The organism is Nocardia fodinahabitans (assembly GCF_052983615.1).
In genome coordinates, this window is the sequence record NZ_JBRJJC010000001.1 from 7,317,718 (window position 1) to 7,343,794 (window position 26,077).

Genomic DNA, 26,077 nt, shown 5'->3' on the forward strand with positions numbered 1-26,077 from the left:
ACCGATCAGGTGAGGGCGAGTACCCGGCACGGCCCGCCGGTGCCGCCCTCGTGTTTCGGCGCGCCCACGACCACCCTCGCCCCGGCCGGCGGGACCGCCGCGAGGTTCGCGAGCATCTCCACGCCGTAGCGGCCCGCGCCGAGCAGCGCGGTGTGCGCGCCGAAGTCGGGGTCCGCGCCGCAGTCCAGGCTGAGCGTATCGACGCCAGCGCCGACGATTCCGCACTGCGCCACAAGGTATTCCGCGGCGTCGGCCGAGAAGCCCGGCGCGTGCGGCCTGTCCTGGCCGTCCAGATTGAGGAACATCGACGGTTCGGCGAGGTGCCGCTCCCACCCGGAATACATCGCGACGAAGGCCCGCTCGGGGATCTCACCGTGCTGCGACCGCCACCGGTCGATATCGGCGACGGTGACCACCGCGTCGGCATCGGTGACCGCCTTCGCGCTGATGTCGAGGACGACGAGCGGTGCGACCAGATCATCGACGGCCAGCGTCTCCGTCGTCGCACCGCCGAGTATCCGATGGGCAGGCGCGTCGAGGTGCGTACCGGTGTGTTCCCAGTAGCCGAGGGAGAACTGCCCGAAGCCGCCGGAGGCGTGCCACGCCACCGGCACCATGGCGATCGGCGGATTGCCCGGCCAGACCGGCAGCTGCGGGGTGAGCGTGTGGGTGAGGTCGACCACCGCCCCGGCGCCCGGTGCGGCGAGCGCGGGCGCGGGCGCCACGGTGGCGAGCGCGGTCAGTCCCGCGAGACCGAACAGTGCCCGGCGGCTGGGACGCGGCGCATCGTCATGGGCGAGACGAACGATCTCCGGCGAGCACATCGGCCCAAGATAGCCGAGCGACCCGGGCCGGGCGCCGATCCACGCGCCGACGCGATGTGCCCACCCGAGATTAGTCGGACACGATGTCTAGGTAAAATATCCAACCGGGCACGGGTCGTGGAGGTATGTGATGGTCAGCTGGGACAACGCGGTGCGCAATGTGGGTGCGCTACTCGGCCCCGGAATCGAGCCGTATGTGCCGACCCCGTCGGACGTCGTCTACGACCAGCCGCATCGGCTGTTGCGCCGCTACCGCCGGACCGGCGCGAGCACCGGGAACCCGATCCTGCTGGTACCGCCGCTGGCGGTGACGGTCTCCTGCTACGACCTGCGGCCCAGTCAGAGCCTCGTCGAGTACCTCCTGGACCTGGGCCGGGACGTGTATGTCATCGATTACGGCGAGATCGGCTACGCCGACCGGAACCTCGGTTTCGAGGAGTGGGTCGACGACATCGTGCCCACCGCCGTCCGCCGGGTCAGCGCCGAACACGCGCACGCCCCGGTCGATCTGATCGGCTGGTCGTTCGGTGGAACGATCGGCCTGCTCACCGCGGCCGCCGACCCCGGCCTCCCGCTCGCCTCCCTGACCGCGGTCGGCACGCCGTTCGATCAGCGCCGCAACGGTCCGATGGCGCTGGCACGCTCGGTCGGCCGCCTGGCCTCGGGCCGGATCGTCACCGAACCCGTGCGGCTCCTCGGCGGCATCCCGAAACATGCTGTGCGCGCCGGTTTCCGCGCCCAGGCGCTGGACCGCGAGCTGGCCAAACCGTGGTACATCGCCCGTAATGCCGGCGATGTCGAAGCGCTGGCGCGCATGCAGGCCGTCGACCGGTTCATGGACGAGATGCCGGGATATCCCGGCCGGTTCTACCGGCAGGTCTACCGCCAGCTGATCGTGCGCAACGAGATGTGGAAGGGCACAGTGCATCTGAGCCCGCGCCACGCGATCGAACTGGCCGCGATCACGGTCCCGGTCCTGCTGATCGGCGGCCGCCGCGACAAACTCGCCTCGGCTGCCTCCGTCGCCGCGGGCGCCGAGGTGCTCACCGGTGCGCAGGTTCGCTTCGCCGAAGTCGACGGGAGCCACCTGGGCATCATCGCCGGTCCCGGTGCCCGCGATTCCAGCTGGGCGGCGATCCGCGACTTTCTCGCCACCGACGTTCGCCACTTCGTCCGACCTGCTGACTAGGGGCAGCCGCCGAGCCACCACCATCCGGCTGACAGCTCCACGGTCGGGCAGATCGGATCACCGAACCCGTCGTAGGGGCCAGGACCGGGCGACCCGCGAAAGTGGGCGTAACCCGTTGCACCGTCAGGGATTCCGACATGGTCGGGCACAAAACGCACCGGGTGCCCCCCGCTGGTGCCGATGACCGCGACCTTGCAGTTCGCCGACACGAAACACAGGTGGCTCGGCAGCGGACTCCCGTAGTAGTCGTCGGCACCGTCCGGCACTGCCGCTGCCGCCACCGCGCGGAATTCGCGCGGACAGTGTGGCGAACCGGTGAGAGCGACGGCGAAACGCGATCCGGGCGGGCTGGGGCTCGCTTCGAACTCTGTCCCGCCCCTCCGGCCGGGCATCGAGCCCGGCCGGATCGTGAGTACCGAGCAGATCAGCGCGGCGCCATGCGGATCGCGCCGTCGAGGCGGATGGTCTCGCCGTTGAGCATCGGGTTCTCCACGATGTGGCGAGCCAGTGCGGCGAACTCGGTGGGCTGGCCGAGGCGCGACGGGTGCGGCACCTGCGCGCCGAGCCGCTGCAGCGCCTCCTCGGGCAGCGTCTCGAACAGCGGGGTGCGGAACAGGCCGGGCGCGATGGTGACGACCCGGATCTTGAAGCTCGCCAGGTCACGTGCGACCGGCAGGGTCAGGCCGACGATGCCGCCCTTGGACGCGGAGTAGGCGGCCTGGCCGATCTGGCCGTCGTAGGCGGCGACGGAGGCGGTGTTGACGATGACGCCCCGCTCCTCACCGACCGGCTCGGTGGCGGCCATGCGCTCGGCGGCCAGCCGGATCACGTTGAACGTGCCGACCAGGTTGACGTTGATGATCTTGGTGAAGTCGGCGAGCGGGAACGCACCCTTCTTGCCGACCGTCTTGATCGCGTTGCCGATGCCCGCGCAGTTCACCGCGATCCGCAGCGGTGCCAGCGACTCGGCAACATCGAGCGCCGCGGACACCGCCGATTCGTCGGTCACGTCCGCCGCCGCGAAGGCCGCGCCCTCGCCCAGCTCCTTCGCGATCGTCGCACCGTTGGACGACGGCAGGTCGACGATGACGACCTTCGCGCCCTGGGCGTGCAGCTCCCGCACGGTCGCCAAGCCGAGACCCGACGTACCGCCGGTGACGATCGCGGACGCATTGACGAAATCCATACCAATTACTCCTGTTCGATGAGATGACTCGTGGTCGGCGCAATATTGACACACTTCGCCAAAACTGGTTGGCTTTCGCCGTGACACAGCCCGCTCCCCGCCGCCCCGGCCGCCCGTCGGTGCTGGATACCCGGGCCGTCTCCGCGGGGGCGCTGCGCCTGTGGACCGAACGCGGATTCGCCACCACCAACTGGAACGACCTGGCCGAGGCCACGGGAATCAGCACGCGAACGCTGTTGCGGCACTTCTCCTCCCGTGCCGAGATCGCGTGGCTGGGCGTCGCGCCCGCGACGGACCGGCTGCGCGACGTACTCACCGGCGCGGCCGACGACGCAGCGCCCGCCGTGGTGGTCCGGGCAGCGATCGTCGAATCGGTGTCCCGTGATCCCCTGATCCACGAGCTCGCGCGGGATTGGCTGCGGCTGATCTCCTCGGAGCCCGAGCTCGCCGCGACCGCTCCCCGGATCTATCAGCCCTGGATCGATACCTTGTCGGGGTATCTCGCCCGGCGGCTGCCCGGCTCCCCCGCCGCCATCTGCCGGGCGCTGGCGACCGCCTACCAGTCAGCCACCTTCGCCGCCCTGATCGAGTGGGCCGAGTCCGGCGCGGTGGACGACTGCGCCGACTCGGTCGATCGGATGCTGCGGTGGATGGACGGTCACCTTCCGGCGTCCGCCGCGGAGTCCTCGTCGCGGATCTCGGCCAGCGCACCGAGCTGATCGCAGTAGTGCTCGGCCGAGGTCGCGGTCAGCGCGGCGCCGACCACGGTCGCGCCCGCGCCGGCCGCCGCCGCGAGCTTCGCCCTGGTCCGCGTGGGGTTTCCGAGAGGGTCCAGGGATCCGGCCGAGAGCACGACCTCGAATCCGGCGGGAGGCCGCCGGCGGGCGAGCAGCGTGCCGATCTCGTCGAAGGTCAGACCGAACGGGACCCAGCCGTCGGCCAGGTCCACCGCACGCCGTAGCGATCGGGCCGTGCGGCCACCGATCCACAGCGGTACGGCATCCTGGACCGCGTGCGGTTCGACCACCATGTCCGCGAACCGGTGGTACCGGCCGTCGTGCCGCGGGACCCGCTGCGACAGCGCCGCACGCAGGGCGATCAGCGCGGCGTCGGCGCGGGCGCCGCGGTCCTCGAACGGAACGTCGAGCAGCTCGAACTCCTCCTGCAGGGAGCCGACACCCAGACCGAGGACCAGCCGCCCACCGCTCACGACATCGAGCGTGCCGTAGCGCTTGGCGATCTCGAGCGGATGGTGGTAACCGAGGACGAGCACCTTCGTGGCCAGCCGGATCCGTTCGGTGCGCGCGGCCAGATAGCCCAGGGTGGCCAGGGGGTCCCAGTACGTCGCGCCACGCACCGCGGCGACGGCGGTCGGCACCGCGACGTGCTCGCTGCAGGTGAGGTGATGGAACCCGAGCCGGTCCGCGGCGACCGCGATCCGCGCGAGTTCGGCGATCCCCGCCGACTCCTCCCACGGGCTGTGCGCGCCCGGCACCCGGGTGACCACCGGAGTGTCGATCCCGATCCTCACCGCGCCACCTCCTGGCGACCGGGTGGCAGCAATTTCCGGGTACCCGCGCTCGCCGCCAGCAGCAGCTCCGCGCGGTTGGTTCCACTGTTCTTCTCGGCGACCGCCGCGAACTCCGCCACCACGACCACCGGGCCGTCGGCGAGACTCGCCAGCCCCTGCGCGGCCACATCGTGCGGTTCGGACACCCGCAGGCCGGGGCGGTCCATCCGCAGGCCGGCCCGAGCCATAGCGGGCGTGCGGGTCACACCGAGCACCAGGTGCACGACGTCGACGTCGTAGTCGCGCATCTCCAGCCACAGCCCTTCGGCGAAGGTGCGCAGGAACGCCTTGGCCGCCGCGTAGACGCTGATCCGCGCCGACCCCAGGTAGCCGCTGAGCGAGCCGACCAGCAGGATGCCGCCGCGACGCCGCGCACGCATGGGCGCGCCGAAGTGCTGAACCAGTCTCAGCTGGGCGGTGATATTGAGGTCGACGACGACGCGGAATCGGTCGAAGTCGCCGGTCACGAACTCGTGGCCGTACGTGTTGGCGCCCGCGTTGTAGACGAGCAGGCCCACGGTCAGGTCGTCGGTGAGTACCGCGATGCGGTCGAGCGCGTCCGGGGCGAGGAGATCGACCGACAGCGTGCGCACCTCGACGCCGTGGGCGCGGCAGACCTCGGCGGTCGCCAGCAAGGGCTCTTCCTTGCGGGCGAGCAGAACCAGATTCATGCCCGCGCGAGCGAGTTGCTCGGCGAATTCGGCGCCGACGCCTTCCGACCCGCCCGCGATCACCGCCCAGGGGCCGTACTTGGCGATATTCATCAATCTCAGCTCCGCCCCTCGGATCCGCTGACGACGCCACCGAGCAGCTCACGGGCGTCGGGCCTGCCGTCCAGCAGGCGGGCCACACGGCGGTCCACCTGCCAGCGCCCGTCGGCCTTCACCAATTCCCAGCGGTTCGCGGTGATCCGGGCGACCTGGAAGTCGGCGGTAGTGCCCGGCACCTTCAGCACCAGCTGCGAATGTCCGATGGCCACCGCGCGATCCCCGTCGACCTCGATATGGGGCAGGCCCAGCAGGTGCGCCGAGCCGTTGGTGATGAAACCTTGATGCGGCGCGCTGCCGACCATCGCGCGCAATTCCTCGCGCCCGCGCAGCATTCCCGAATCGACGTCGTACTCACCGTCTTCGGACCACAGCGCGGCCGTGCCGTCGGCGGATCCACTGTCCACGGCGGGACCGTAGGCGGCGATCAGCTCGAGGATCTGCCATTTGTCCTCCATCACCTCGACCCGCCGCAGCAGTGCCTCGATGTCCCCGGGTGTCTGTGTCATGGGTGCCTCTCGTTGTTCAGGACAGTGCGGCCCGACGCGCCGCGACGCGTGCCCACACCTGCGGATCGGTGCGCGGACCGCCCGGGGTGTCGGCGCCGTAGCGGCGGATCTGGGCGTCGAGATCCAGGGGCGCGGTCAGCGAGGTGCCGGGAGCCAGTGCGTCCTCGACGTGCTCGTCGGGTACCAGCCAGCACACCTCGAACTCGATGCCGTCGGGGTCGCGCGCGTAGAGCGCCTTGGTCGACCCGTGATCGCCGGCGCCGGTCAGCGCGTGCACGGCAACCAGGCCGTCACGGACAGCGGCCAGCTCGGACAACGTATCCACTTCCCACGCAACGTGATAGAGCCCCACCGAGCCCTGCCCCGCCGCGGGCGTCCTGGCCTGGAAGAGCCCGAGGTCGTGGTCGTTGGCCGAGCCGGGGTGGCGCAGGAACGCGCCGCCGGGGAACCCTTCGGCGAGCCGCTCGAATCCGAGCACGTCCTCGTAGAACGCGATACTGCGCGGCAGATCCGCGACGAACAGGACGATGTGGTTGATTCCCCGCATGCCCGGCGACCTCCTGGGGTGGACAGTTCTCGACCCTCACAGTCCCACGGAACCGTCTCCGGGCAATATCGGGTGCCCGGCGAGTGGGACACGCGGACCGGAAGTTCACTTCGGCACCAGCACCCCGGACAGATCCGCGTCCCGGATCGGCGTATCCGGATTCGCCTGCGCGCCGCACATCAGGTTGATCGCGGCGACCGCGAGGTCGACCGCGTTCTGATCGGCCGCCGCATCACCCTGGCCCTCTTCTTCGAGCAGTTTCGTCACCGTGGTGTGTTTCTTGGCGGAGTCCTGGGCGAGGTACTCGCTGCACCGGGTGTCACCGCCCTTGTTGACAGCTTTCTCCAGCTCCGCGCACCCGGTGGACCCGCCCATCACGGCCAGGATCAGCGCTGTCGTCACGATCGTCGTTCGCCAATACATGATCACTCTCGTTCCTGTCGCGGATGCGAGCCACCAGGGCCCGACACAGGAGGCTTAACCACGATGGACGAAGGTAATCAGCTTGCCGGAAGCTCACCACACCGCGGGGACGGTCATGCGCGCCGCTCGAGCGCCGCCGACAGCGCCGCGGCCCCGGCGCGGATCGTGTCGATGTACTCACCGCGTTCGGTCTCGCTGACCGTGGAGCGCAGCGGACCGATCTGGACCTCGTAGGGCGCACCGGTGTCGGCGAGCACCGGCGCCGACAGGTAGCTGACGGGCAGCGGCTGCTCGTCAGCGAGGTCGGCTTCCCGATAGGGGCGCGCGGTCAGACGTACCAGCTGCCGAAGTACCCGTGCGCGCAGTTCCGGCTGGACCACTTCGCCACCGACCGCGCCGAGCAGCTCCGCGAGCACCTCGACCAGTCCCGCGTCGTCGGAGGCGGGACGGAAGATCGCGCAGCCGTGCGTGGTGACGAACCGCAGCAGTGCCGGTGCGCCCCGCCGGGCCGGGCCGTTCGCCGTCGCCAGCCACGCGCGCCGTTCGGGCTCCCCGCGCCACGGCATCACCGCGGCACCCGCCGGATAGGCCAGTGGAATGGACTGTCCCACAGCGAGTCCGGGCACGATGCGCGCGCCCAGCGCGTATTCCTTGGCCACCACGGTGAGCCGGCCGTCGGCGATTCGGCTCAGGGTCACCCCGCAGTGCGCGGCCACGGCCATCTCCCGCAGTGCGGCGCTCACCGTGGCAGCCGGGATCCCGGGGTCGGCGGGCGACAGCGCGGCGAGTGCCGGACCGGGGCCGAACCGGCGGTCGCGGTCGCGGCGGACCCAGCCGGCGTCGGTGAGTTCGGTGAGAACGGCGGTGATGGTGGCGCGGGCCAGCGAGAGTGCCGACGCGATCTCCGAGGCGGTCAGCGCTCGGTCGCTGCGGGTCAGCAGCTCCATCACCTCGACGACCCGGCGAGTCGGCGGCGACGCGGATTCCGGCATGACACCCCTTGTCTGCGGGTGCGGCCCGCCCTACACTGCTTCGACTATTCGCCACATATTAGTCGAATATTCGACGAACGAAAGGTGATCATGATCCTCGACCAGTTCCGTCTGGATGACCGGGTAGCCATAGTCACCGGGGCGGGTCGCGGCCTCGGCGCCGCGATCGCCACCGGCTTCGCCGAGGCAGGTGCCGACGTGGTGATCGCCGCGCGCACCGAGGCCGACCTGCGGCGGGTCGCCGACCAGGTCGAGGCGACCGGCCGGCGCGCGCACGTCGTGGTCGCCGACCTGGCCGACCCGGAGGCCGTCACCGCGCTGGCCGACGCCGCGACCGCGCAGTTCGGCCGCCTCGACATCGTCGTCAACAATGTGGGCGGGGCGCTGCCGAGACCGTTGCTCGACACCTCCCCCGACGATCTCGCCGAGGCCTTCGCCTTCAATGTCGGGACAGCACACGCCCTGGTGCGGGCGGCGGTGCCCACGATGCTCGAGACGGCGAGCGGCGGCTCGATCATCAACATCACCTCGACGATGGGCAGACTGCCGGGACGCGCGTTCGCCGCGTACGCCACCGCCAAAGCCGCGCTGGCGCACTACACCCGCAGCGCCGCCATGGATCTCAGCCCACGGATCCGGGTGAACGCGATCGCGCCCGGCTCGATCCTGACCTCCGCGCTCGACATCGTCGCGGGCAACGAGCAGATGCGCACGGCGATGGAGCAGGCGACGCCACTGCACCGCCTCGGCGAGCCCACCGATATCGCCGCGGCCGCGCTGTTCCTCGCCTCGCCCGCGGGCTCCTTCCTCACCGGGAAGGTGCTCGAGGTCGACGGTGGGCTCATCGCGCCGAATCTGACCATCCCCCTTCCGGATCTGTGAGGTCGACATCATGGTTCACCGCGTAGTGCATTGGGGCACGGGCAATGTCGGGCGGCACGCGCTGGCGGGAGTGCTGGCCGATCCCCGGTTCGACCTGGTCGGCGTGCACGTCTCCGGGCCCGGCAAGGCGGGGCGCGACGCCGCCGAACTCGCCGGAACACCGACCCCCACCGGCATCCTCGCCACCACCGAGACCGCCGATATCCTCGCGCTGCGGCCCGACTGCGTGGTCTACACCGCCATGACCGACAACCGGCTGATGGAGGCGCTGGCCGATCTGCGCACGCTCCTCGCCGCCGGGATCAATGTGGTGGCCAGCGCACCGGTATTCCTCCAGTACCCGTGGCACGTGCTGCCGACCGACCTGCTGGCACCGGTGGAACAGGCCGCGGCGCAGGGCAATGCCTCCCTGTTCGTCAACGGCATCGACCCCGGTTTCGCCAATGATCTGCTGCCGCTGGCCCTGCTGGGCACTTGCCGCTACGTCGAGCAGGTGCGCTGCCTCGAGATCGTCGACTACTCGACCTACGACAATCCCGCGGTCATGTTCGACATCATGGGCTTCGGCCGGCCGATGGACGAGACCCCGTTGCTGTTGCAGCCCGGTGTGCTGTCACTGGCGTGGGGCAGCGTGGTCCGCCAGCTCGCCGCGGGCCTGGAGATCGAACTCGACAGCGTCACCGAGCATTTCGAGCGACTGCCCGCCCCGGAGACCTTCGATATCGACTCGGGCACCATCCCGGCGGGCACGGCGGCCGCCCTGCGGTTCGAGGTCCGCGGCATGGTCGGCGACCGGGCCGTCACCGTGCTCGAGCACGTCACCCGCCTGCGCGCCGACATCGCCCCCGACTGGCCACAGCCCGCCCGCGCCGGCGGGTCCTACCGCGTCGAGATCACCGGCGAGCCGAACTACACCCTGGATCTGGCGATGTTCAGCGACCGCGGCGACCACAACCACGCCAGCCTGGTCGGCACGGCCATGCGGGTGGTCAATGCCATCCCGGCCGTCATCGCCGCACCGCCGGGCATCCGCACCACGCTCGATCTTCCCCTCGTCACCGGTGTGGGTCTGGCCGATCCGGGCCGAAAGCCCTGACCGCACGGTGAATACGGCCGACCCGACCATCGGCCGCTCACTTCTCCTCACCCGGTCCGGCGATGACTGCTTCCTGATCCCATGCCGCCGGGTCCACGATGGTCGGTCGCGCATCGGCGGGTGGCCAGGTCGTCCAGGCGGCGGCAGCCGCATGTTCTGCGAAGGATTTTCCCCAGTTCCACATCGTTTCGCCCCTCCCCAGAGCTCATCCGCGGGTCTCACCAGGCTATCCGGGAACGATGTGATGGGCTAACGATTTTTTCGCCGTGCGCGCCGGCTCATCTCGACGACAGCCTGCCCACCCTGGACGAGCTACCGCTCGAACGCTTCACCGGGCCCGCGCTGATCGTCGATGCCCGGTCCGTCCCGGCGCGGGGCGCGATCGGGGTCGAGCTGTTCGACATCGATCCGGTCCCCGGTTCTGTCGTATTGATCGTCACCGGCTGGTCGGCCCGCTGGGGTTCCGGCGACTATCTCGCCCACCCCTACCTGTCTCCCGAAGCCGCACAAGCGTTGGTAGACAGTGGAATCCGCACCGTCGGGATCGACGCACCCAGCATCGACCCGTCCGAGACCGACGATCTCGCCCTACCGGCGCACCGGATCCTGTGCGGCGCGCACGCGGTGATCGCCGAGAACCTCACCGGGCTCGACCGGCTACTGGCCGCCCAGACCGCAGGGCAGACGATCGAGATCTCACTGTTCCCACTGCGACTCAGCGCAGCGGACGGGGCCCCGATCAGGGCGGTGGCCCGGGTGGGCGACCGGTAGCGATTCGCTCGTCGCCACCCGGTCGCCAGCACTGCCCCCCCCGGTCCAGATCCCGCGTATTCCCTGCGGCGCGGCGACCGTCGGGTCAGTCGAGAATCGCCGTCGCCTCGACCTCCACCCGCACGTCCGCCTCGAAGAGGTAGTCGACCCCGATCAGCGACGCCGGCGGCATCGGCATCGACAGGCCGATCTCCGCGGCGACCGACTCCACACCAGCCATGAAGTCACCGATCTGCTCGGGGCTCCATCGGGTGACATAGAACGTCAATCGCAGCACATCCGCGAACGACGCGCCCGCCCCGGCCAATCCGAGCGCCGTGTTGCGCAGCGCCTGAGCGACCTGCCCGGCGAGGTCACCGGGCGCAACCGGCGTTCCGTCGGCGAGACGGGCGACCTGCCCGCTGACGTGTACGTGCCGCGAACCGATGCCTACGGCCACATGGTGATACGGGGTCGGCTGCGGCAGGCCCTCGGGCGTGAAGTACTCGACACTCATGATCGAATCTCCTCCATTTCGTCTAGGTATCGCTACGATACTTAGTGGCAAGAGGACACTTCAACGAAACCAGGTTTCAGCATGGATACCACCGACGAGATCCGCATCGGTACCGCCCACCGCGACCTGCTCGATCAAGTACTCGACAAGTGGTCGCTGAGCGTGCTCAACGAACTCTGCGAACGCCCGTGCCGATTCAACGAACTTCGCCGCGCCATCCCCGCGGTCACCCAGAAATCGCTCACCGCGACTCTGCGCAGACTCGAGCGCAACGGTGTCATCGCACGAGAAGTCATCGCCACCCGCCCCGTCGCCATCGAGTACCGCATCACCCCACTCGGCAAGACCCTGCGCCGCCCTGTCGACGCACTGCTGGCATGGGCCGCCGAACACATGCCCGCGATCGACCGCGCCCGCGACACCTACGATGCCCGCGAGGACGCCGCGACGTCGAGTTCGTGACGCCGACCACCGGCGAGCCGCTACCACCGGTCACGGAATGCATGCGGGCTCCCTGTCCGGGGGGCGTCAGCGGCCGGTGGTGCCGTCGATCAGTTCGCGGAGGATGTCGGCGTGGCCCGCGTGCCTGCCGGTCTCCTCGATCATGTGGGTGAGCGCCCAGCGGACGCTGGGGGCGGGACGATTCCCTGCCCGGGGAATCGGTGCACCGAGATCGGGACAGCCGTCGAGGATGTCGTTCGCGCGCTCGACCGCGGCGCGGTAGCGAGCCAGGACATCGGCCACACCGTCGTCCGGCGAGACCTGGAATGTCGCCCGCCAGTCGGTCACCGTGTCGCCGAGGAACACCGAGCGTTCGACGAACGTCAGATGCTCGAGCAACCCGAGCAGATTCGTGCCCGAGGGGACGGCGGCCGTGCGCACCTGCGGTTCCGGCGCGCCTTCGACTTTCGCGGCGATCGAAGTCCGCGCTACCGCGGGGACAGCGGCGAGCCGGAGCGCGGGGCACCGGCTTCGCGCCCGGTGCCCCGCGGACCGGAGTCAGTCCCGGAAGGCGTCCTTCACCTTCTCGCCGGCGTCCTTCAGATCGGACTTGGCTTGATCGGCGCGACCCTCGTTCTCCAGATCCCGGTCGTCGGTGGCCTTACCTGTGGCTTCCTTGGCCTTGCCCGCCAATTCCTCGGCCTTGTTCTTCGCCTTGTCCGCAAAGCTCATCGCGGCATTCCTTTCAGACGTTCGCTCGGCCACCACGGTGGCCGTGGGCCGTCCTGGGGACCCATAGCGGCGTTACCCGGGTCGCGCCGCGACAAACAACGATGCGCCGGGCGTCGTCAGCATCCCTCCAGCGTCGCCCGCGCCGATTCGGCGACCACGTCGGCGATGTCGTGTCGTCCGCGGAACGCCTCGAGCTGGCGCCGCGCACCGTTGCCGCGGCTGATCAGCGCGTCGATCGCCGCCACGACGAATTCGTGGTCGCCGCTGTCGGAGAGCGCGGGCTCGATGTCGTCGACGAGCCGGGCCAGCAGCTCCCGATGCGGGACCACCCGACCTTCGGTCAGATCGAGGCCGTCGCCGTCCAAGCCGGAATGCGCCGCGTTCCAGTACGCGGCCCGCAGAACCTCGCCCGACACCGTGAGCGCGGGTTCACGCCGGGCGATCGACCGCAGTCCCGAGCTCACGATCCCCCGGGTCAACGCGGCCAGCAGCGCGGATTCCGCCGCGGTGGCCGGGATGTCACTGACCCGGACTTCCACGGTCGGGAACGATTCCGAGGGACGGATGTCCCAATAGATCATCTTGTTGTCCAGGATGCTGCCGCTGGCCCGCATCGTCGCCACAATCGCCTCGTAGTCGTCGAGCGAGGCGAAATACGGCGGTGGGCCGGCGCTGGGCCAGCGGCGCCACAGAATGCTGCGCCAGCTCGCGTACCCGGTCTCGCTGCCGCGATAGATCGCCGAGTTCGCCGTCATGGCGAGCAGGACCGGCAGCCATGGCCGCACATAGTTGCCGACGAGCACCGCCGTCTCCCGGTCCGGCACGCCGACGTGGACATGGCAACCGCACAGCCCCTGCTCGTGGGCGAGCATCCCGAACGTGCGCGCGATCCGCTCATAGCGTGGGGTATCGGTCACCGGAAACCGCTCGGGGACGGTCGGCGGGATCGCCACCGCCAGCAACCGCGCATCGTGCTCGGCAGCGCACTCGGCGACCTGCCGCCGGGACGTGCGCAGCTCCCCCAGCAGCTCACCGATGTCGGAGTGCACACAGCTGCTGGTTTCCACCTGGCAGCGCGTCAGCTCCAGCTGGAGGTCGATCCCGGCCCGCCGCGCCGTGGCGGCCACCTGGCGGTTCTTCGGAACCGGCGCGCCCGTCACTGGGTCGGTCAACAGGAATTCCTCTTCGACACCGACCGTGAGTACGTCCGCGTGCCTGCCCACCGCCCGCCTCCTTCGCAGAGATTCGACGAGGTACTTCCCGCCGCGACCACGGAACAGCGGCACATCTTCACGGTAGACCAGGTCATCGCCGAGGTGAACCCCGATGACCTGGTGTCGGGCCGGCAACCCCGACGGCCGCACGAAGATCGTCGAGGAGCCCGGTCAGGTGGCGGGGTCGGGTGACGGGGCGACCACCGCGGACTCATCGCTGTCCGATTCTTCCGCCTCCACGGGTGGCGTTCCGGTAGCCGCGTCGATCTGCTCGCCGATGTACCGGATGACCACGGCGACCATCGCGACGACCGGCACCGCGAGGAAGGCGCCGGTGATGCCGTAGAGCGAGCCGCCCGCGGTCACCGCGAGCAGCACGATCACGGCGTGCAGTTCCATGCTGCGGCTCTGCAGAACCGGTTGCAGCACATTGCCTTCCAGCTGCTGCACCGCGATGACGATGCCGAGCACGATGACCGCGGTGGTGAACCCGTTGCCGACCAGCGCGACGAGCACGGCGAGCGCACCGGCGACGAACGCGCCGACCATCGGCACGAATCCGCCGATGAAGGTGATCACCGACAGCACCAGCGCCAGGGGGACGTCGAGGATGAACAGCGCGGTACCGATCAGGAGCGCGTCGACCATGCTGACGACCGCCTGGGTCCGGATGAATCCGCCCAGGGTCGCCCACACCCGTTCCAGAACGGCCTCGACGTGCCTGCCGCTGCGATTGCCGAACACGCCGTGCATCCACGGCAGCAGCCGGGTCCCGTCCTTCAGGAAGAAGAACACCAGCACCAACACCAGGAACACGGTGATCAGCACCGATGTCGCGGTGGAGACCCCGGTGAACACGCCGTTGGCGATCTGCGCGCCACTGGACTGCAGCCGCGTCACGATCGCGTCGACCGCGGAATCGAGTTGCTCGTCGCGGATCCGCAACGGCGGTCCCTGAATCCAGTCGCGGACCTGATTGACCCCGGCGGTGGACTTGTCGACGAGTTCGGGGGCCTGATCAGCCACCGAGGGCACGATCAGTGCGACGACCCCGGCCACCAGCGCGAGGAACCCGAGCAGGGTCGTCGACGCGGCCAGCGCGGGCGGCCACCGGTGCCGGGTCAGCCAGCGGGTCGGCGGCCACAGGATCGTGGCGACCACGATCGCCAGCGCGACCGGCAGGATCACCACCCACAGCCGGGCGGCGATCGTACCGAGCACCCAGGCCCCCGCCGCGATCGCCACGATGCACAGTGACCATTTGGCCAGCCACAGGAGCCCGCCCCCGATCACGTTCCCGCGGTCACGCGGTGGCTTTCCGTTCGGTCGCGCCTCACTGGTCTCTTTCACCGGCCCACTCACGCCGCCAGTCTGACACGCGCGCCGCCGTCAGCGCTCCCGTCCGTAGAGGAACCGGACCGCGCGCCGGACGATTGCCATGGTCGCCGCCGTCCGGTCGAAGGTCAGTAGCGCCATGCCGGGAATCGCGAATCGTTGCCGGGCCAGCGAATGCGGACGGGCGAACTCGCGCAGGCCCTCCTGGCCGTGAATGCGCCCGATGCCCGATTCCCCCACCCCGCCGAACGGTAGCGACGAGATGGCGCCGAAGGCGAGGACCGCGTTGATCGAGGTCGCTCCGGCGCGCAGGCGACGCGCGATCTCCACTCCGTGCCGCTGGGAGTAGACCGTGGAGGCCAGCCCGAAGCGGGTGCCGTTGGCCAGTGTCACCGCCTCGTCGATGTCGGCGACCGATCGCACGGTGAGGGTGGGGCCGAAGGTCTCCTCCTGCACCGCCGGTGACTGTTCGTCGACGTCGAGCAGGACGACCGGGTCGATGAAGGGGGCCCGGACCGAGTCGGGTCCGCCGACGACCGCGGTGCCGCCGTCACGCAGCGCGTCGTCGATATGGCCGCGCACCACGTCGATCTGGCTCGGCATGGTCATCGGGCCGTAGTCGGCCGCGGGATCGCTGCCTGCGCGCACGCCGTCGAGGTTCTTGCGCAACTCCGCGACGAACCGGTCGCGCACGGACTGCACGACATACACCCGTTCGACGCCGACGCAGGTCTGGCCGCTGTTGGCGAACGCACCCCACGCGATGTCGCGGGCGGCGGCCTCGACGTCGGCGTCACCGGCGACGATCGCGGCGTCCTTGCCGCCGCATTCCAGCAGCACGGGCGTCAGCGAATCGGCGGCCGCGGCCATGATCTTCTTCCCGGTCGCGGTCGACCCGGTGAAGGCCACCTTGTCGACCCCGGCGGTCACCAGGGCAGCGCCGGTGGCACCGTAGCCGTTGACGGTCTGCAGGATGCCTTGCGGCAGTTCGGGATTCGCCAGGGCGAACGCGGTCGCGAAGTAGTTGCCGATGCCGGTGGTGTACTCACTCGGCTTGAACACCACGGTGTTTCCGGCGATGAGGGCGTAGGCGATCGAGCCGGTCGGGGTGTACACCGGATAGTTCCACGGCCCGATCACCCCGACCACACCCAGTGGCCGCCATTCGACCGTGGCGGCGAAGTTGGCCATCAACAGGCCGGGACGCTCGCGCCGGGACGCCAGGACCCGCCCCCCGTGGCGGGCGGCCCAGTCGATGTGGCCCAGCGCCAGGGTGAGTTCGAGGAAGGCGTCGTCGAGCGGCTTGCCGTTCTCCCGCCGGATCAGCGCGGTGAACTCGTCGGCGTGGCCGGTCAGGTACGACGCCCACCGCAGCAGCGCCTTGCGCCGCACCGAGAACGGTTGTTCCGCCCAGAATTCCGCGGCGACGCGCGCCTTCGCTACCGTCCGCTGGACCTGTTCCGGGGCGTCGATCGGGTACTCCCCGATCGGCTGACCGGTCGCGGGATCCAGCGACACCAGAACCTCGGCCGTGACCGGCGCTTGCTCGGTTGTACTCATAGTCCACTCCACTCACCTGCGCACGGAACGACTCGTGCGGTCTGTTGTTCTGCTCGCCGTCGATTCGGGTGGGTCAGCGCGCGGCGCTGTACATCAGGTCGATCTCGGTGGCGTATTTTGCCGTGATCGGCTTGCGCTTCAGCTTTCCCGTCGGCGTCAGTTCGTCGCCACCCGGCAGCCAGAAGACCGGCGCGACAACGAATTTCTTGATCTGTTCGACTCGGGCCAGCTTCGAGTTGGCGGCACGGATCCCGGCGTCGATGATCTCCCGGATCCCCGGATTCTCGGCCAGCTCCGCCGGGCTGGGTGTCAGACCGTGCGCGGTCGCGTACGCGGCGGCGGCATCGGCGTCTAGGGCGATCAGCGCGGTGACGTAGGGTCGCGCGTCGCCGATGGCGACCACCGACCCGGCCAGCGGGCAGGCCACCTTGAGGTAGCCCTCGATCTTGCTGGGCGACATGTTCTTTCCGCCGGAATTGACGATCAGTTCCTTCTTGCGATCGACGATCGAGACGAACCCGTCGGCGTCGATGGTGCCGATATCGCCGGTGTGCACCCAGCCGTCCGCGTCGATCGCCTCGGCGGTCTGTTCCGGGTCGCCGAGATAGCCCTTCATCACGATCGGGCCGCGCACCAGGATCTCGCCGTCCGCCGCGACCGATACCTCGACGCCGCGCGCGGCGACCCCGACCGTGCCGAGCCGCATCCGGCCGGGCCGGTTCAGGGTCGCGATGGCCGACAGTTCCGACATGCCGTACACCTCACCGACCGACAGCCCGAGCCCGAGGACGAATTCGAGCGCTTCCGGGGCGATCGGCGCCGCGCCGGTCGCTCCGACGAGCAGCTCGTCGAGCCCGAGCCGGTGCCGAATCTCGGCCAGTACCAGCCGATCCGCCACCTGATGCCGGGCGGCCAGCCACGGCGAGACCCGGCCGCCGGGCACGCTCAGCTCGGCGCGCACTCGCTGCCGGCCGATGTCGATGGCCCAGTGCGCGAGAGTCCGCTTGACCGGACTGGTTTCGGCGGCGAGCTGCGCTTCCAGCGCGCCCTTGATCTTGTACCAGACCTGGGGCACGCCGACGAACGCCGTCGGCCGGGTATCGGCCAGCGCGGTCACGATCTGCTTCGGGTCGGCCAGATCGGTGACCGGTCCCCCGCCGATCATCGGGAAGTAATGGCACGTCCAGCGATTCACGATGTGCGCGTCCGGCAGGTAGGACACGGTCCGATGCTCGAACCACGGATCGAGCATCGCGCGGACGCCGTCGATATTGCTCAGGATGTTGGCGTGGGTGAGCTCGACGCCCTTGGGCGTTCCGGTGGTGCCGGAGGTGAAGATGATCGTCAGCACGTCATCGGCACGCACCTGCTCCCAGGCGGCCCGGAAGTCGAAGCCGGGCAGTGGGTTCGACTCGAGCTCGGCCAGCGACACGGTGTCGGCGGGGCCGGAGTCGACAACCACGACCGTCTGCACGGTCCGGTCGACGGCACGGGCCGCCGCGATCTGCGGCAGGAACTGCTCCTCGCAGACGATCACCCGGCTCTCGGTCTTCGCCAGCTGATAGGCGATCGTCTCGACCGGGTTGGTGTTGTAGATCGAGAAGGGGATCGCGCCCAGGTGCATCGCGGCGGTGTCGACGAGATGGAATTCGGGCCGGTTGGTCAGCATCAGCGCCACCGTGTCACCGGCCGCGACTCCCAGATTCGCCAGGCCGGCGGCGATCTTCTCGACGCGGCGCGCGTACTCGCCCCAGGTGATCCGGGTCGTCTCGCCGGGCGTGCGCAGGGCGACGGCGTCGGGCATGCGGTCGGCGGTGCGCTGGAACGCCGCGCACAGGGTCGGCGGCAGGGCAATGGTCATCGGTCGGCTCCGGCTGTTCTCGTCGGTGAATGGTGTCGATCGGCTGTTCGTCACAGCCCGGGGCGGTCACCCGCGGTGGGGACCACCCGGTAGTCCGACAACGCGAAGGTGCGCGTTCGGCGGCGGTAGCTGGACACGGTGCCCGGCCAGTTGTTGGTGATGCGTCCAGCCGCGGTGCGATACCAGCTCGAGCACCGGGTCCACGGAGTCCGTTCCAGCCGCCGCTGCACCCGGGTGTCGTACTCCTCGGCCACCTCGGCCCGCACGTCGAGCACGCGCCCGGGCTGCCGCGCGATCTGCTGGACGGCCTGGCGGATGTAGCGGGCCTGGGATTCGATCATGTACACGATCGATCCCACGCCGAGATTGGTGTTCGGGCCGTAGATCAGGAACATGTTCGGGAACCCGGGCACGGACATGCCCTGGTAGGCGCGGGCGCCACCCTCCCACGCGTCCTCCAGCTTGCGACCGCCACGTCCGGCGATCCGCATCGGCCACAGGAATTCGGTGCCTTTGAACCCGGTGCCGTAGATGATCACGTCCGCGCCGTGCACCACGCCGTCGGCCGTGCGGATGCCGTCGGGCAGGATCTCGCTGATGGCGCTCGTCTCGACGTGCACGTTCGGCTGGGTGAGGGCCGGAAAGTAGTTGTTGGAGAACAGTCCCCGCTTGCATCCGGCCGGATAGTCGGGCAGCAGCGCGGCCCGCAACGTCGGGTCCGGTACCTGGTTCGCCAAGTGCCGGGTGGCGATGCCGGTCACCAGCGGCCGGATCGCGGGGACATCCACGATGCCCAGCGACAGGAACTCGCACAGCGCCCAGAACGCGAACCGCTCCGCCAGCCGGACCGGCGGCACGTTCGCGAACACGGTGTGATGCCAGGACCGGTACTCGATATCCGGCTTGGGCAGGACCCACGCGGCCGAACGCTGGAACAGCGTGAGCTGCCGCACCTTCGGCTGGATGGCGGGCACGAATTGGATCGCGCTGGCGCCGGTCCCGATCACCGCGACTCGCTTGCCCGTCAGGTCGACGTCGTGATTCCACTCGGCCGAGTGGAACGACTCGCCCTGGAAGTCGTCGATGCCGGGGATGTTCGGCCAGGCCGGGCGCGACAGCTGACCGACCGCGGGGATGAGCACATCGGCGGTGATCGTCGCGCCGTCCACCGTGCTGACCGTCCAGGTGCCCGTGGCATCGTCGAACTCCGCGGCGGTGACCTCGGCGCCGAACCGGATCTTCGAGATCAGGCCGCGCTTCTCGGCGACCCCGCGCAGATACGCCAGGATGTCCGGCTGCTCGGAGAACCGCTTGGGCCAGTCGGTCCTGGGTTCATAGGAGTACGAGTACAGCGGCGAGGGGATGTCGCACCCAGCGCCGGGGTAGGTGTTCTCCCGCCACACACCGCCCACCTCGGCGGCCCGTTCCAGGAGGGTCACGTCGAACCCGGCCTTCTGCAGTTCCATCGCCATGCCGAGACCGCCGAAGCCGGTCCCGATGATGACGATCGACGGGGTGGTGCGTGCGCTCATGCCAGGACTCCTCTGTCGCTGCTGCCACCGTCAACGCTACGACCTGCGCGAACGCCGATCACAAACAACGACGGCCAGAGAATCAATACTTTCGGCCATAATGGGCGGATGCGCACCGTCGAAGAGCCGGACATCCGGACCTGGGACTTCCCGCGCGGTATCGCCAGCATCGCGATCATGGCGGACTTCGCCGCCGAGCACGGCGTCACCGCCGGCCGCGTCCTGGCGGATACCGACCTCGCGCCGGCCGCCCTGACGTCTCCCGATCTGCAGGTATCGGCCGCGACCGAACTCGTCGTCGTGCGCAATCTTGTGCGCGAGCTCCCCGATGTTCCCGCCCTGGGCGTGGAGGTGGGACGCCGCTACCGACTGTCCACCTTCGGCATCTTCGGCTTCGCGTGCGTCACCAGTCCGACACTGCGCGAAGCGATATCGCTGGCGCTGCGCTACTACCAGCTGGGCTACGGCTTCTGCACCCCGGTCGTCGAATCCACCGACAGCGGCGTGCTGGCGTGGATCCACCACGATCTCGTTCCCGCGGATGTGGCGCGATTCCTCGTCGAACGCGACATCGTCGCCATGCACCGGGTGATGGGCGACCTGCTCGGTCACGAACTCGCCGTCGCGCGAATCGAGTTCGACTTCGCCGCCCGGCGACAGCGCCGACCGCCTGCACGAGATCCTCGGCGTCCCGCCGGAGTTCGGCCGCGCGCACACTGTCTTCACCCTCGACCCGGCCGTCCTGGCGCAGACCCTGCCACAGGCGAACGCCCAGACCTGGAGCCTGTGCGTGGCGCAGTGCGCCGATCTGCTGCAACGGCGCAGCGCCCGCACCGGCATCACGGCGGAGGTGCGCGAACTGATCCTGCCCGGCGGGGACACCGCGAGCATCCCCTCGCCGCCGACCATCGAGGTCGTCGCGCGCGAACTGGGCACGAGCCCCCGCACCCTCCGGCGACGCCTCACCGCAGCGGGCACCGGCTATCGCGCACTCGTGGACGAGGTCCGCTGCACCCTGGCCGAGGAGATGCTCACCGGCACCCCGCTCTCGATCGACGACATCGCCGTGCGGCTGGGCTATGCCGAGGCGACGCCGTTCATCCACGCCTTCAAGCGCTGGACCGGCACCACACCATCGGCCTACCGACGCAAGCGCGCCCGCTGAAGTCGGCCTCACGTCAGAGCGCCGACGCCGACCGGTGCGGCAGGTGGTCGTCCCGACCGCGAAGAGCCCGCGAACCCTCGCCGACGCGTTCGCCGACCGGAGCAGAACGACGACCGGCTTCCGCTGTCAGCCCGCTCTTGTCGCCACAGCGAGAGCGAGTTCGGTACAGAGCGTGGCCAATTCGGTGCTCGACTGGCGGGGGTCGCGCAGCCATGCCTCGATGAGCTGATTGATCCCGCCGACGACGAACAGCGCTTCCTGACGCCGATTCTCCGGCGTCGCGGGGGCGTCGAGGAATTCCGCGCTGTACTGCACGACGAGATCGGTGACGATGCCGACCGAGCGCGTACGCAGTTCCTCGAGGCCCGCGGTGCCGTGGGTGTCACTGGTGAGGATGCGGTGCAGGTGCGGGTCGGCGGCGATGGCGTCGAGGTAGGTCGTCAGCGCCCGCAGCAGCTTGCGTTTCAGGCCGCCCGGCTCGGCCTGGCTGGCCTCGACCAGGGTGGCGGCCAGTTCCTGGTGCACCTGCTCGGCGACGGCGAGCACCAGTGCGTCCCGGGTGGCGAACTGCTCGTAGAAGTAGCGCGGGGTCAATCCGGATGCGGCGCAGACGCGGCGCACGGTCACTTCGGCGAGTCCGGCTTCACCCCACACCTGCCGACCGGCGGCGAGGATCTTGTCGCGGCGTTCGTCCCGTCGATTCGCCGCGCTCATCCCCTTGTAGGGCCGGACCACCTCCGCACGCGCCATTGACAGCACTTTAGCAGGCGGCCTATTTTGGATATCGGTTGTTATCCAATTTCCGACGCTCAACGAGGAGTGCCGATGCGTACCGTTCCCACCCGACACCCGGACCGTCCCCACCGCACCCCGGCGATCGTCGGCGGCTTCGCGGCGACCCTGGGTGTCCACGGCCCCGACGCGGACCAGTGGCGCCGCCTCGGCGAGGGACTGCTCGTCGGCGACGACCCGATGGATCGGCTGGTCGAGTGGATGGTCACCGCCGGCAGCAAGCAGATGCGCCCACTGTTCGATCGGGCACTCACCCACGGCATCGCCGCCGTGCCGGACGCGCCGGAACCCTTGCGCGAGTTCTTCGCCGAGGTCGAGACGGTGCCCGCGTGGGTCGATCCGGACAAGCTCGTGCGCGGCGCCAAAGTACTGCTCAGCAGCGGGTCCGACGGCATGTACATCGCGCGCGACGTCGCCATGCTCGGCGGGTACCAGTTCTCCGGCTTCAACAAGACCCTGTTGCGCACGGGCGCCCTCGAGAAGGGCTCCAATCAGCGCTGGGCGGAGACGATGCAGTGGGCGATGGACGTCGTGTCCGAGGACGGATTGTCGCCGCTGGGCCTGGGCTACCGGTCCACGATCCGGGTGCGGCTCATCCACGCGTTCGTGCGCCGCCACGTGGCCGCGATGCCGGACTGGCGAGCCGAGGACTGGGGCCTGCCGATCAACCAGACCGATATGGCCGCCACGCTGGTCGGCGCCTTCATCGCGCCGGCGATCGGGGCGATGGGGATGGGCGTGCTGCTCACGCCGTCGGAAGCCGACGCCGTCGCGCACGTCGTCCGCTATGTCGGCAGCCTGCTCGGCGTCGAGGAGCACTGGCTGCCGCAGTCGTTCCGCGACGGCGTGCGGGTACTGGTGCACACGCTGTCGGCGCTGGCCGACCCGGACGAGTCGACCCGCCAGCTCGCGGTCCCGATGTCACGGGATCCGCTGTCGTGGAACTACGACCGGCTGCCTGCCGTGCGCCGCCGGCTCGCCTACGCCCAGCACCTGTCGGTCACGGGCACCTTCCTCGGCCGCCACACGATGCGCGCGCTCGGCCTCCCGACGGTGGTGGTCCCCTGGTATCCGGCGATGCGAATCCCCACCAATCTCGTACGCTCGGCCACCCGCGTACTCCCCGGCGGCCTGGACCGCGCGGCGACTCGCGGTGCGCGGGAACAGGATCGATTCATGCGCACGCTGGTCGGCGCCCGCCCGGCCATCGGCGCGTCCGCCGCCCAGCTCACCCACGCCGCCTAGTCCGGCTGTCCACCCTGCCCCGGCGACGGAATCGGGTGAATCACCCCGCGCGAGAGCGTGTTTCGTTGTCGGGGTGACGGTCGTCGGGCTTGTCCGATCCGCGGTGCGCGCGGATCAACAGTGCGGCGCGCAAGTAGCGCAGTCTCGTGACCTCGTCGAGGTCGAAGCCGGTCAGCCATAGTCGCGCGCCGCCCCTTCCCTCGTCAGCTGATTGCCTCGCGAAGCGAACCCACCGGTGGTGGCAGCGGACTCGGTCCGCTGGTACGTCAGCCGATTCCAGCGCGAGCTACGGGGCCTGCAGGATGCGCAGAGCGGCGCGTTCGATGCGGTCGGCGATCTTCTCGTAGGACTCGTAGCCCATCCCGGCGCGGACCAGCGCGCCCGCGTAGATCAGTTCGAGCCACTCGACGACCTCGGTGTCGGCGTCGGGGCCGAGTGCGCGTGAGATCCTGCCGCGGATCTCGATACCGATGCGGGTGCGCAGGTGTTCGACGTCCGGGTCGCCGCCCAGCAGCGCACTGGTGACCGCACCGGAGAGCTCCTGCTCGTCGGCCACCAGCAGCGCGATGGTGCGGAGTTCGGCCAGCACCCGGACGGACGGATCCGGGTCTTGGCTGGCGGGCGACGGCGAGGCGAGCAACCGCCGCCAGAAGATCTCGGCCACCAGGTGTTCCTTGGACGAGAAGTAGGTGTACGCGGTGGCCGTGCCGACGCCTGCCTCGGCCGCCACCAGCCGGATCGTCATGCCGGAAAAGCCATCACGGGCCAGCACCCGCAGTGCCGCCTTGGTGAGCCGGTCGACTGTGTCGGCCTGCTTGTCGGTCAACCGCCGCCGGGTCGCCTCGAGGCTGATGGAATTGCTTTCGGACATGCGTCTGGATGCTACTCCGCCGGTCCGGCCCGCCCGCCGACCACGCCCGGGTGGGCGTGTATCGCCGCCCGTCGGCTACTTCGTGCGGCGTTCCTGGGCGATCACCTTGCCGACGGCGCCGTCGAGTTTGGTGCCGGCGGGCCAGCCCACGTAATGACAGAGGAACAGCGCGATCTCGCGCAATTGTTCCTCGGACAGCTCGCCGTTGCGCAGCGCCGCCCCGATCTGGATCTCGGCGATATCCAGGTGCCCCTGCGCGGTCAGCGCGCCGAGCAGCAGCAGTCGTCGTTCCCGCACGGTCAGCGCGGGACGCGACCAGATGTCGCCGAACAGGTGGTCGGCCGTGACCGCGAAGTAGTCGCCGGGGCCGTCGGCGAAGTCCCAGCCGTAGACCTCGCTCATCTTGGCCAGCCCGCGCTGTCTGACGTTGTCGTCGGTGGTGCTCATGATGTCTCCTTGTCGAGAACGGACCCGGCTACGCCGAGCCCCCCGGCCAGCCGGGCGATGGCGAGTTGCGCGAGCGGTAGATCGACGCCGAGCCGGTCGCCGAGTTCCAGGGCCAGCGACAGGTCCTTCTCACCGAGATCGCGCACATGGCCGAGGATCGGGAACCAGAAGTCGTCGGGGTCCAGCGGCGCGGTGGTACCGCGCAGCATGATCGCGCCCGGCCCGCCGGTCACCGCGTCGGAGTGGCGCACGACCTTGCCGAGGGCGGTGAGACTGAGCCCGGCGGCATCGGCCAGCCGTTGCGCCTCGGTCGCGGCGGTGAAGGAGATGAAGTGCAACAGATTGCGCGCCAGCTTCATTCGCGTGCCCGCGCCGACGTCCCCGGCGTGCACGATCAGGTCGGCGAAGCAGCCGAACGGCGCCCGGACCCGGTCCACCGCGGCAGCGCTCCCGCCGATCATGACGGCCAGGCTGCCGTGGGTGGCTCCCGGCGCCCCACCGCTCACCGGCGCGTCGACGAACTCGACCCCCTGCTCCGCGCATCGCGTGGCGAGTGCCTCGGCGGTCCGGTCCCCGATGGTCGAATGCACCGCGACGACGGTGCCGGGCACCGCGGTGCGCAGAATGCCCGTCGGCCCGGTGAGGACCTCGGTGACCTGCGCGTCGTCGACGACGGTCACACAGATGACGCGCGCGTCCGCCGCCAGCGCCGCCGGATCGGCCGCCGCCCGCGCCCCCGCCTCGACGAACGGCGCGGTGGCCTCGGCGCGGACGTCACAGACGGTGAGCCCGCCCGGCCAGGCCAGCAGTCGCCGGGCCATCGGTGTACCCATATTGCCCAGTCCGACGAATCCGACCGGAAGGCAATCGGTTTCGGTCGTCATCGGATGATCTGCCCGCCGTCGACGTTCAGGATCTGCCCGGTGACCCAGCTCGCCTCGTCGGACAGCAGATACAGGCAGGCGCCGACGAGGTCCTGCGGCGTGCCCATCCGTTTGATCGGAATGCGGGACACCATGTCCTTCACCAGATTTCCCGGCGTGACGGTCTGGGTGGCTTCGGTGTCGATCGGGCCGGGCGCGATGGCGTTCACCCGGATCTTCGACCCGCCCAGCTCGGTCGCCAGCTGCTGGGTGAGCCCGTTGATCCCGACCTTGGCCAGCCCATAGAACCCGGAGTACAGCCAGGCGGCCGTGGAGGATTGGTTGACGATGGACCCGCCGCCCGCCGCGACCATCGGCTGCCAGACCGCGCGCGTCACATTGAGCGCGCCGTCGAAATTCACGCCCATGAACTTCTTGTAGTAGTCCCAGGGCACCGTGAGCAGCAGGTCGAGCTTCATCTCGCCGTAGATCGCGGCGTTGTTCACCAGATGGTGGATGGCCCCGAACTCGGCGACGGTGAACTCCGCCAGCGCCGTGGCGGATTCGGGATCGGCGACGTCGACCCGATGGAACGCGGCGGTGCCGCCCTCGGCGACGATCTTCGCCGCGACTTCCGCGCCGCGCTCGGCGTTGAGATCGGCGACGACGACATTGGCCCCTTCCGCGGCGAGAGCGCTGGCGTAGACCGCGCCGATGCCCTGTGCCGCGCCGGTGACGATCGCGGTGCGACCGGTGAAACGTGCCAT

Annotated in this window: 28 protein-coding genes and 2 pseudogenes; 9 read left to right on the forward strand and 21 right to left on the reverse strand. The window is 69.7% G+C overall.

Annotation, left to right across the window (positions count from 1 at the left end):
• Window positions 1–5: 5 nt before the first annotated feature.
• Window positions 6–824, reverse strand: a complete 819-nt coding sequence (locus tag NV348_RS34465; protein ID WP_447150666.1) for a cyclase family protein — start codon at window positions 822–824, stop codon at window positions 6–8.
• 130 nt (window positions 825–954) lie between these two features.
• Between NV348_RS34465 and NV348_RS34470 the strand changes: the two genes are divergently transcribed.
• Complete coding sequence (locus NV348_RS34470) at window positions 955–2,013, forward strand: alpha/beta fold hydrolase (RefSeq protein ID WP_447150667.1); 1,059 nt, start codon at window positions 955–957, stop codon at window positions 2,011–2,013.
• Window positions 2,014–2,437: 424 nt separating this feature from the next.
• Here NV348_RS34470 and NV348_RS34475 read toward each other — a convergent pair whose 3' ends face one another.
• Window positions 2,438–3,199 (reverse strand): 3-hydroxyacyl-CoA dehydrogenase, encoded by a 762-nt coding sequence (locus NV348_RS34475; RefSeq protein ID WP_447150668.1) that lies wholly within the window; start codon window positions 3,197–3,199, stop codon window positions 2,438–2,440.
• An 80-nt stretch (window positions 3,200–3,279) separates the two neighbouring features.
• Here NV348_RS34475 and NV348_RS34480 point away from each other — a divergent pair, with 80 nt between their 5' ends.
• The gene (locus NV348_RS34480) at window positions 3,280–3,918 is read left to right on the forward strand and encodes a TetR/AcrR family transcriptional regulator (RefSeq protein WP_447150669.1); all 639 of its coding nucleotides are present in this window, start codon (window positions 3,280–3,282) and stop codon (window positions 3,916–3,918) included.
• On the opposite strand, the gene NV348_RS34485 is transcribed toward NV348_RS34480, so the two are convergent.
• From NV348_RS34485 to NV348_RS34510, 6 genes are all read right to left on the reverse strand, one after another.
• Entirely contained in the window at window positions 3,858–4,730 is an 873-nt protein-coding gene (locus NV348_RS34485; protein WP_447150670.1) for a TIGR03619 family F420-dependent LLM class oxidoreductase, read from the reverse strand. The two genes, NV348_RS34480 and NV348_RS34485, sit on opposite strands and share 61 nt — an antisense overlap.
• Window positions 4,727–5,533 (reverse strand): SDR family NAD(P)-dependent oxidoreductase, encoded by an 807-nt coding sequence (locus NV348_RS34490; RefSeq protein ID WP_447150671.1) that lies wholly within the window; start codon window positions 5,531–5,533, stop codon window positions 4,727–4,729. The genes NV348_RS34485 and NV348_RS34490 overlap by 4 nt, the downstream gene beginning before the upstream one ends.
• Window positions 5,534–5,538: 5 nt before the next feature.
• Window positions 5,539–6,045: a nuclear transport factor 2 family protein gene (locus tag NV348_RS34495; RefSeq protein WP_447150672.1), complete on the reverse strand. Its 507-nt coding sequence runs from the start codon at window positions 6,043–6,045 to the stop codon at window positions 5,539–5,541.
• 16 nt (window positions 6,046–6,061) lie between these two features.
• On the reverse strand, window positions 6,062–6,592 hold the full coding sequence (locus NV348_RS34500; RefSeq protein ID WP_447150673.1) for a VOC family protein: 531 nt from the start codon (window positions 6,590–6,592) through the stop codon (window positions 6,062–6,064).
• Window positions 6,593–6,697: 105 nt separating this feature from the next.
• Window positions 6,698–7,015 carry a hypothetical protein gene (locus NV348_RS34505; protein WP_447150674.1) on the reverse strand — a complete coding sequence of 106 codons (318 nt, stop codon included), beginning with the start codon at window positions 7,013–7,015 and terminating at the stop codon, window positions 6,698–6,700.
• A gap of 113 nt (window positions 7,016–7,128) precedes the next feature.
• Complete coding sequence (locus NV348_RS34510) at window positions 7,129–8,007, reverse strand: helix-turn-helix domain-containing protein (protein ID WP_447150675.1); 879 nt, start codon at window positions 8,005–8,007, stop codon at window positions 7,129–7,131.
• Between the two features lie 90 nt (window positions 8,008–8,097).
• Here NV348_RS34510 and NV348_RS34515 point away from each other — a divergent pair, with 90 nt between their 5' ends.
• From NV348_RS34515 to NV348_RS34525, 3 genes are all read left to right on the forward strand, one after another.
• Window positions 8,098–8,889, forward strand: a complete 792-nt coding sequence (locus NV348_RS34515) for an SDR family oxidoreductase (protein ID WP_447150676.1) — start codon at window positions 8,098–8,100, stop codon at window positions 8,887–8,889.
• A gap of 10 nt (window positions 8,890–8,899) precedes the next feature.
• Complete coding sequence (locus tag NV348_RS34520; RefSeq protein WP_447150677.1) at window positions 8,900–9,985, forward strand: NAD(P)H-dependent amine dehydrogenase family protein; 1,086 nt, start codon at window positions 8,900–8,902, stop codon at window positions 9,983–9,985.
• 120 nt (window positions 9,986–10,105) lie between these two features.
• The gene (locus NV348_RS34525) at window positions 10,106–10,756 is read left to right on the forward strand and encodes a cyclase family protein (RefSeq protein ID WP_447150678.1); all 651 of its coding nucleotides are present in this window, start codon (window positions 10,106–10,108) and stop codon (window positions 10,754–10,756) included.
• An 85-nt stretch (window positions 10,757–10,841) separates the two neighbouring features.
• Here the strand turns inward: NV348_RS34525 and NV348_RS34530 are convergent, their stop codons facing one another.
• Window positions 10,842–11,252, reverse strand: a complete 411-nt coding sequence (locus NV348_RS34530) for a RidA family protein (protein WP_447150679.1) — start codon at window positions 11,250–11,252, stop codon at window positions 10,842–10,844.
• An 81-nt stretch (window positions 11,253–11,333) separates the two neighbouring features.
• Here NV348_RS34530 and NV348_RS34535 point away from each other — a divergent pair, with 81 nt between their 5' ends.
• Window positions 11,334–11,714, forward strand: a complete 381-nt coding sequence (locus NV348_RS34535; protein WP_447150680.1) for a winged helix-turn-helix transcriptional regulator — start codon at window positions 11,334–11,336, stop codon at window positions 11,712–11,714.
• A 66-nt stretch (window positions 11,715–11,780) separates the two neighbouring features.
• Here the strand turns inward: NV348_RS34535 and NV348_RS34540 are convergent.
• From NV348_RS34540 to NV348_RS34570, 7 genes and pseudogenes are all read right to left on the reverse strand, one after another.
• A pseudogene (locus NV348_RS34540) lies at window positions 11,781–12,179 on the reverse strand (DinB family protein); the annotation flags it as partial.
• A gap of 72 nt (window positions 12,180–12,251) precedes the next feature.
• Window positions 12,252–12,425, reverse strand: coding sequence for a CsbD family protein (locus NV348_RS34545; protein WP_447150681.1), 174 nt, complete (start codon window positions 12,423–12,425; stop codon window positions 12,252–12,254).
• Between the two features lie 116 nt (window positions 12,426–12,541).
• Window positions 12,542–13,648 (reverse strand): glutamate--cysteine ligase 2, encoded by a 1,107-nt coding sequence (locus NV348_RS34550; protein ID WP_447150682.1) that lies wholly within the window; start codon window positions 13,646–13,648, stop codon window positions 12,542–12,544.
• 162 nt (window positions 13,649–13,810) lie between these two features.
• Window positions 13,811–14,932: an AI-2E family transporter gene (locus tag NV348_RS34555; RefSeq protein WP_447150683.1), complete on the reverse strand. Its 1,122-nt coding sequence runs from the start codon at window positions 14,930–14,932 to the stop codon at window positions 13,811–13,813.
• A 96-nt stretch (window positions 14,933–15,028) separates the two neighbouring features.
• On the reverse strand, window positions 15,029–16,534 hold the full coding sequence (locus NV348_RS34560; RefSeq protein WP_447150684.1) for an aldehyde dehydrogenase family protein: 1,506 nt from the start codon (window positions 16,532–16,534) through the stop codon (window positions 15,029–15,031).
• 73 nt (window positions 16,535–16,607) lie between these two features.
• Complete coding sequence (locus NV348_RS34565) at window positions 16,608–18,389, reverse strand: AMP-dependent synthetase/ligase (RefSeq protein ID WP_447151213.1); 1,782 nt, start codon at window positions 18,387–18,389, stop codon at window positions 16,608–16,610.
• A gap of 56 nt (window positions 18,390–18,445) precedes the next feature.
• Entirely contained in the window at window positions 18,446–19,927 is a 1,482-nt protein-coding gene (locus NV348_RS34570; protein WP_447150685.1) for a flavin-containing monooxygenase, read from the reverse strand.
• Window positions 19,928–20,104: 177 nt separating this feature from the next.
• Between NV348_RS34570 and NV348_RS34575 the strand changes: the two are divergent.
• Window positions 20,105–20,527, forward strand: a pseudogene (locus NV348_RS34575) (AraC family transcriptional regulator ligand-binding domain-containing protein); the annotation flags it as partial.
• Window positions 20,528–20,717: 190 nt separating this feature from the next.
• A complete protein-coding gene (locus NV348_RS34580) occupies window positions 20,718–21,092 on the forward strand; it encodes a helix-turn-helix transcriptional regulator (protein WP_447150686.1) in 375 nt (124 codons plus the stop codon).
• A gap of 126 nt (window positions 21,093–21,218) precedes the next feature.
• Here NV348_RS34580 and NV348_RS34585 read toward each other — a convergent pair whose 3' ends face one another.
• Complete coding sequence (locus tag NV348_RS34585; RefSeq protein WP_447150687.1) at window positions 21,219–21,842, reverse strand: TetR/AcrR family transcriptional regulator; 624 nt, start codon at window positions 21,840–21,842, stop codon at window positions 21,219–21,221.
• A 75-nt stretch (window positions 21,843–21,917) separates the two neighbouring features.
• Between NV348_RS34585 and NV348_RS34590 the strand changes: the two genes are divergently transcribed.
• Window positions 21,918–23,129 (forward strand): oxygenase MpaB family protein, encoded by a 1,212-nt coding sequence (locus NV348_RS34590; protein ID WP_447150688.1) that lies wholly within the window; start codon window positions 21,918–21,920, stop codon window positions 23,127–23,129.
• Window positions 23,130–23,415: 286 nt separating this feature from the next.
• Here the strand turns inward: NV348_RS34590 and NV348_RS34595 are convergent, their stop codons facing one another.
• From NV348_RS34595 to NV348_RS34610, 4 genes are all read right to left on the reverse strand, one after another.
• Window positions 23,416–24,000, reverse strand: a complete 585-nt coding sequence (locus NV348_RS34595; protein ID WP_447150689.1) for a TetR/AcrR family transcriptional regulator — start codon at window positions 23,998–24,000, stop codon at window positions 23,416–23,418.
• Between the two features lie 75 nt (window positions 24,001–24,075).
• Window positions 24,076–24,447, reverse strand: coding sequence for a carboxymuconolactone decarboxylase family protein (locus NV348_RS34600; RefSeq protein WP_447150690.1), 372 nt, complete (start codon window positions 24,445–24,447; stop codon window positions 24,076–24,078).
• A complete protein-coding gene (locus tag NV348_RS34605; protein ID WP_447150691.1) occupies window positions 24,444–25,331 on the reverse strand; it encodes an NAD(P)-dependent oxidoreductase in 888 nt (295 codons plus the stop codon). Before NV348_RS34605 ends, NV348_RS34600 begins: the two co-directional genes overlap by 4 nt.
• Entirely contained in the window at window positions 25,328–26,077 is a 750-nt protein-coding gene (locus NV348_RS34610; protein WP_447150692.1) for an SDR family oxidoreductase, read from the reverse strand. The genes NV348_RS34605 and NV348_RS34610 overlap by 4 nt, the downstream gene beginning before the upstream one ends.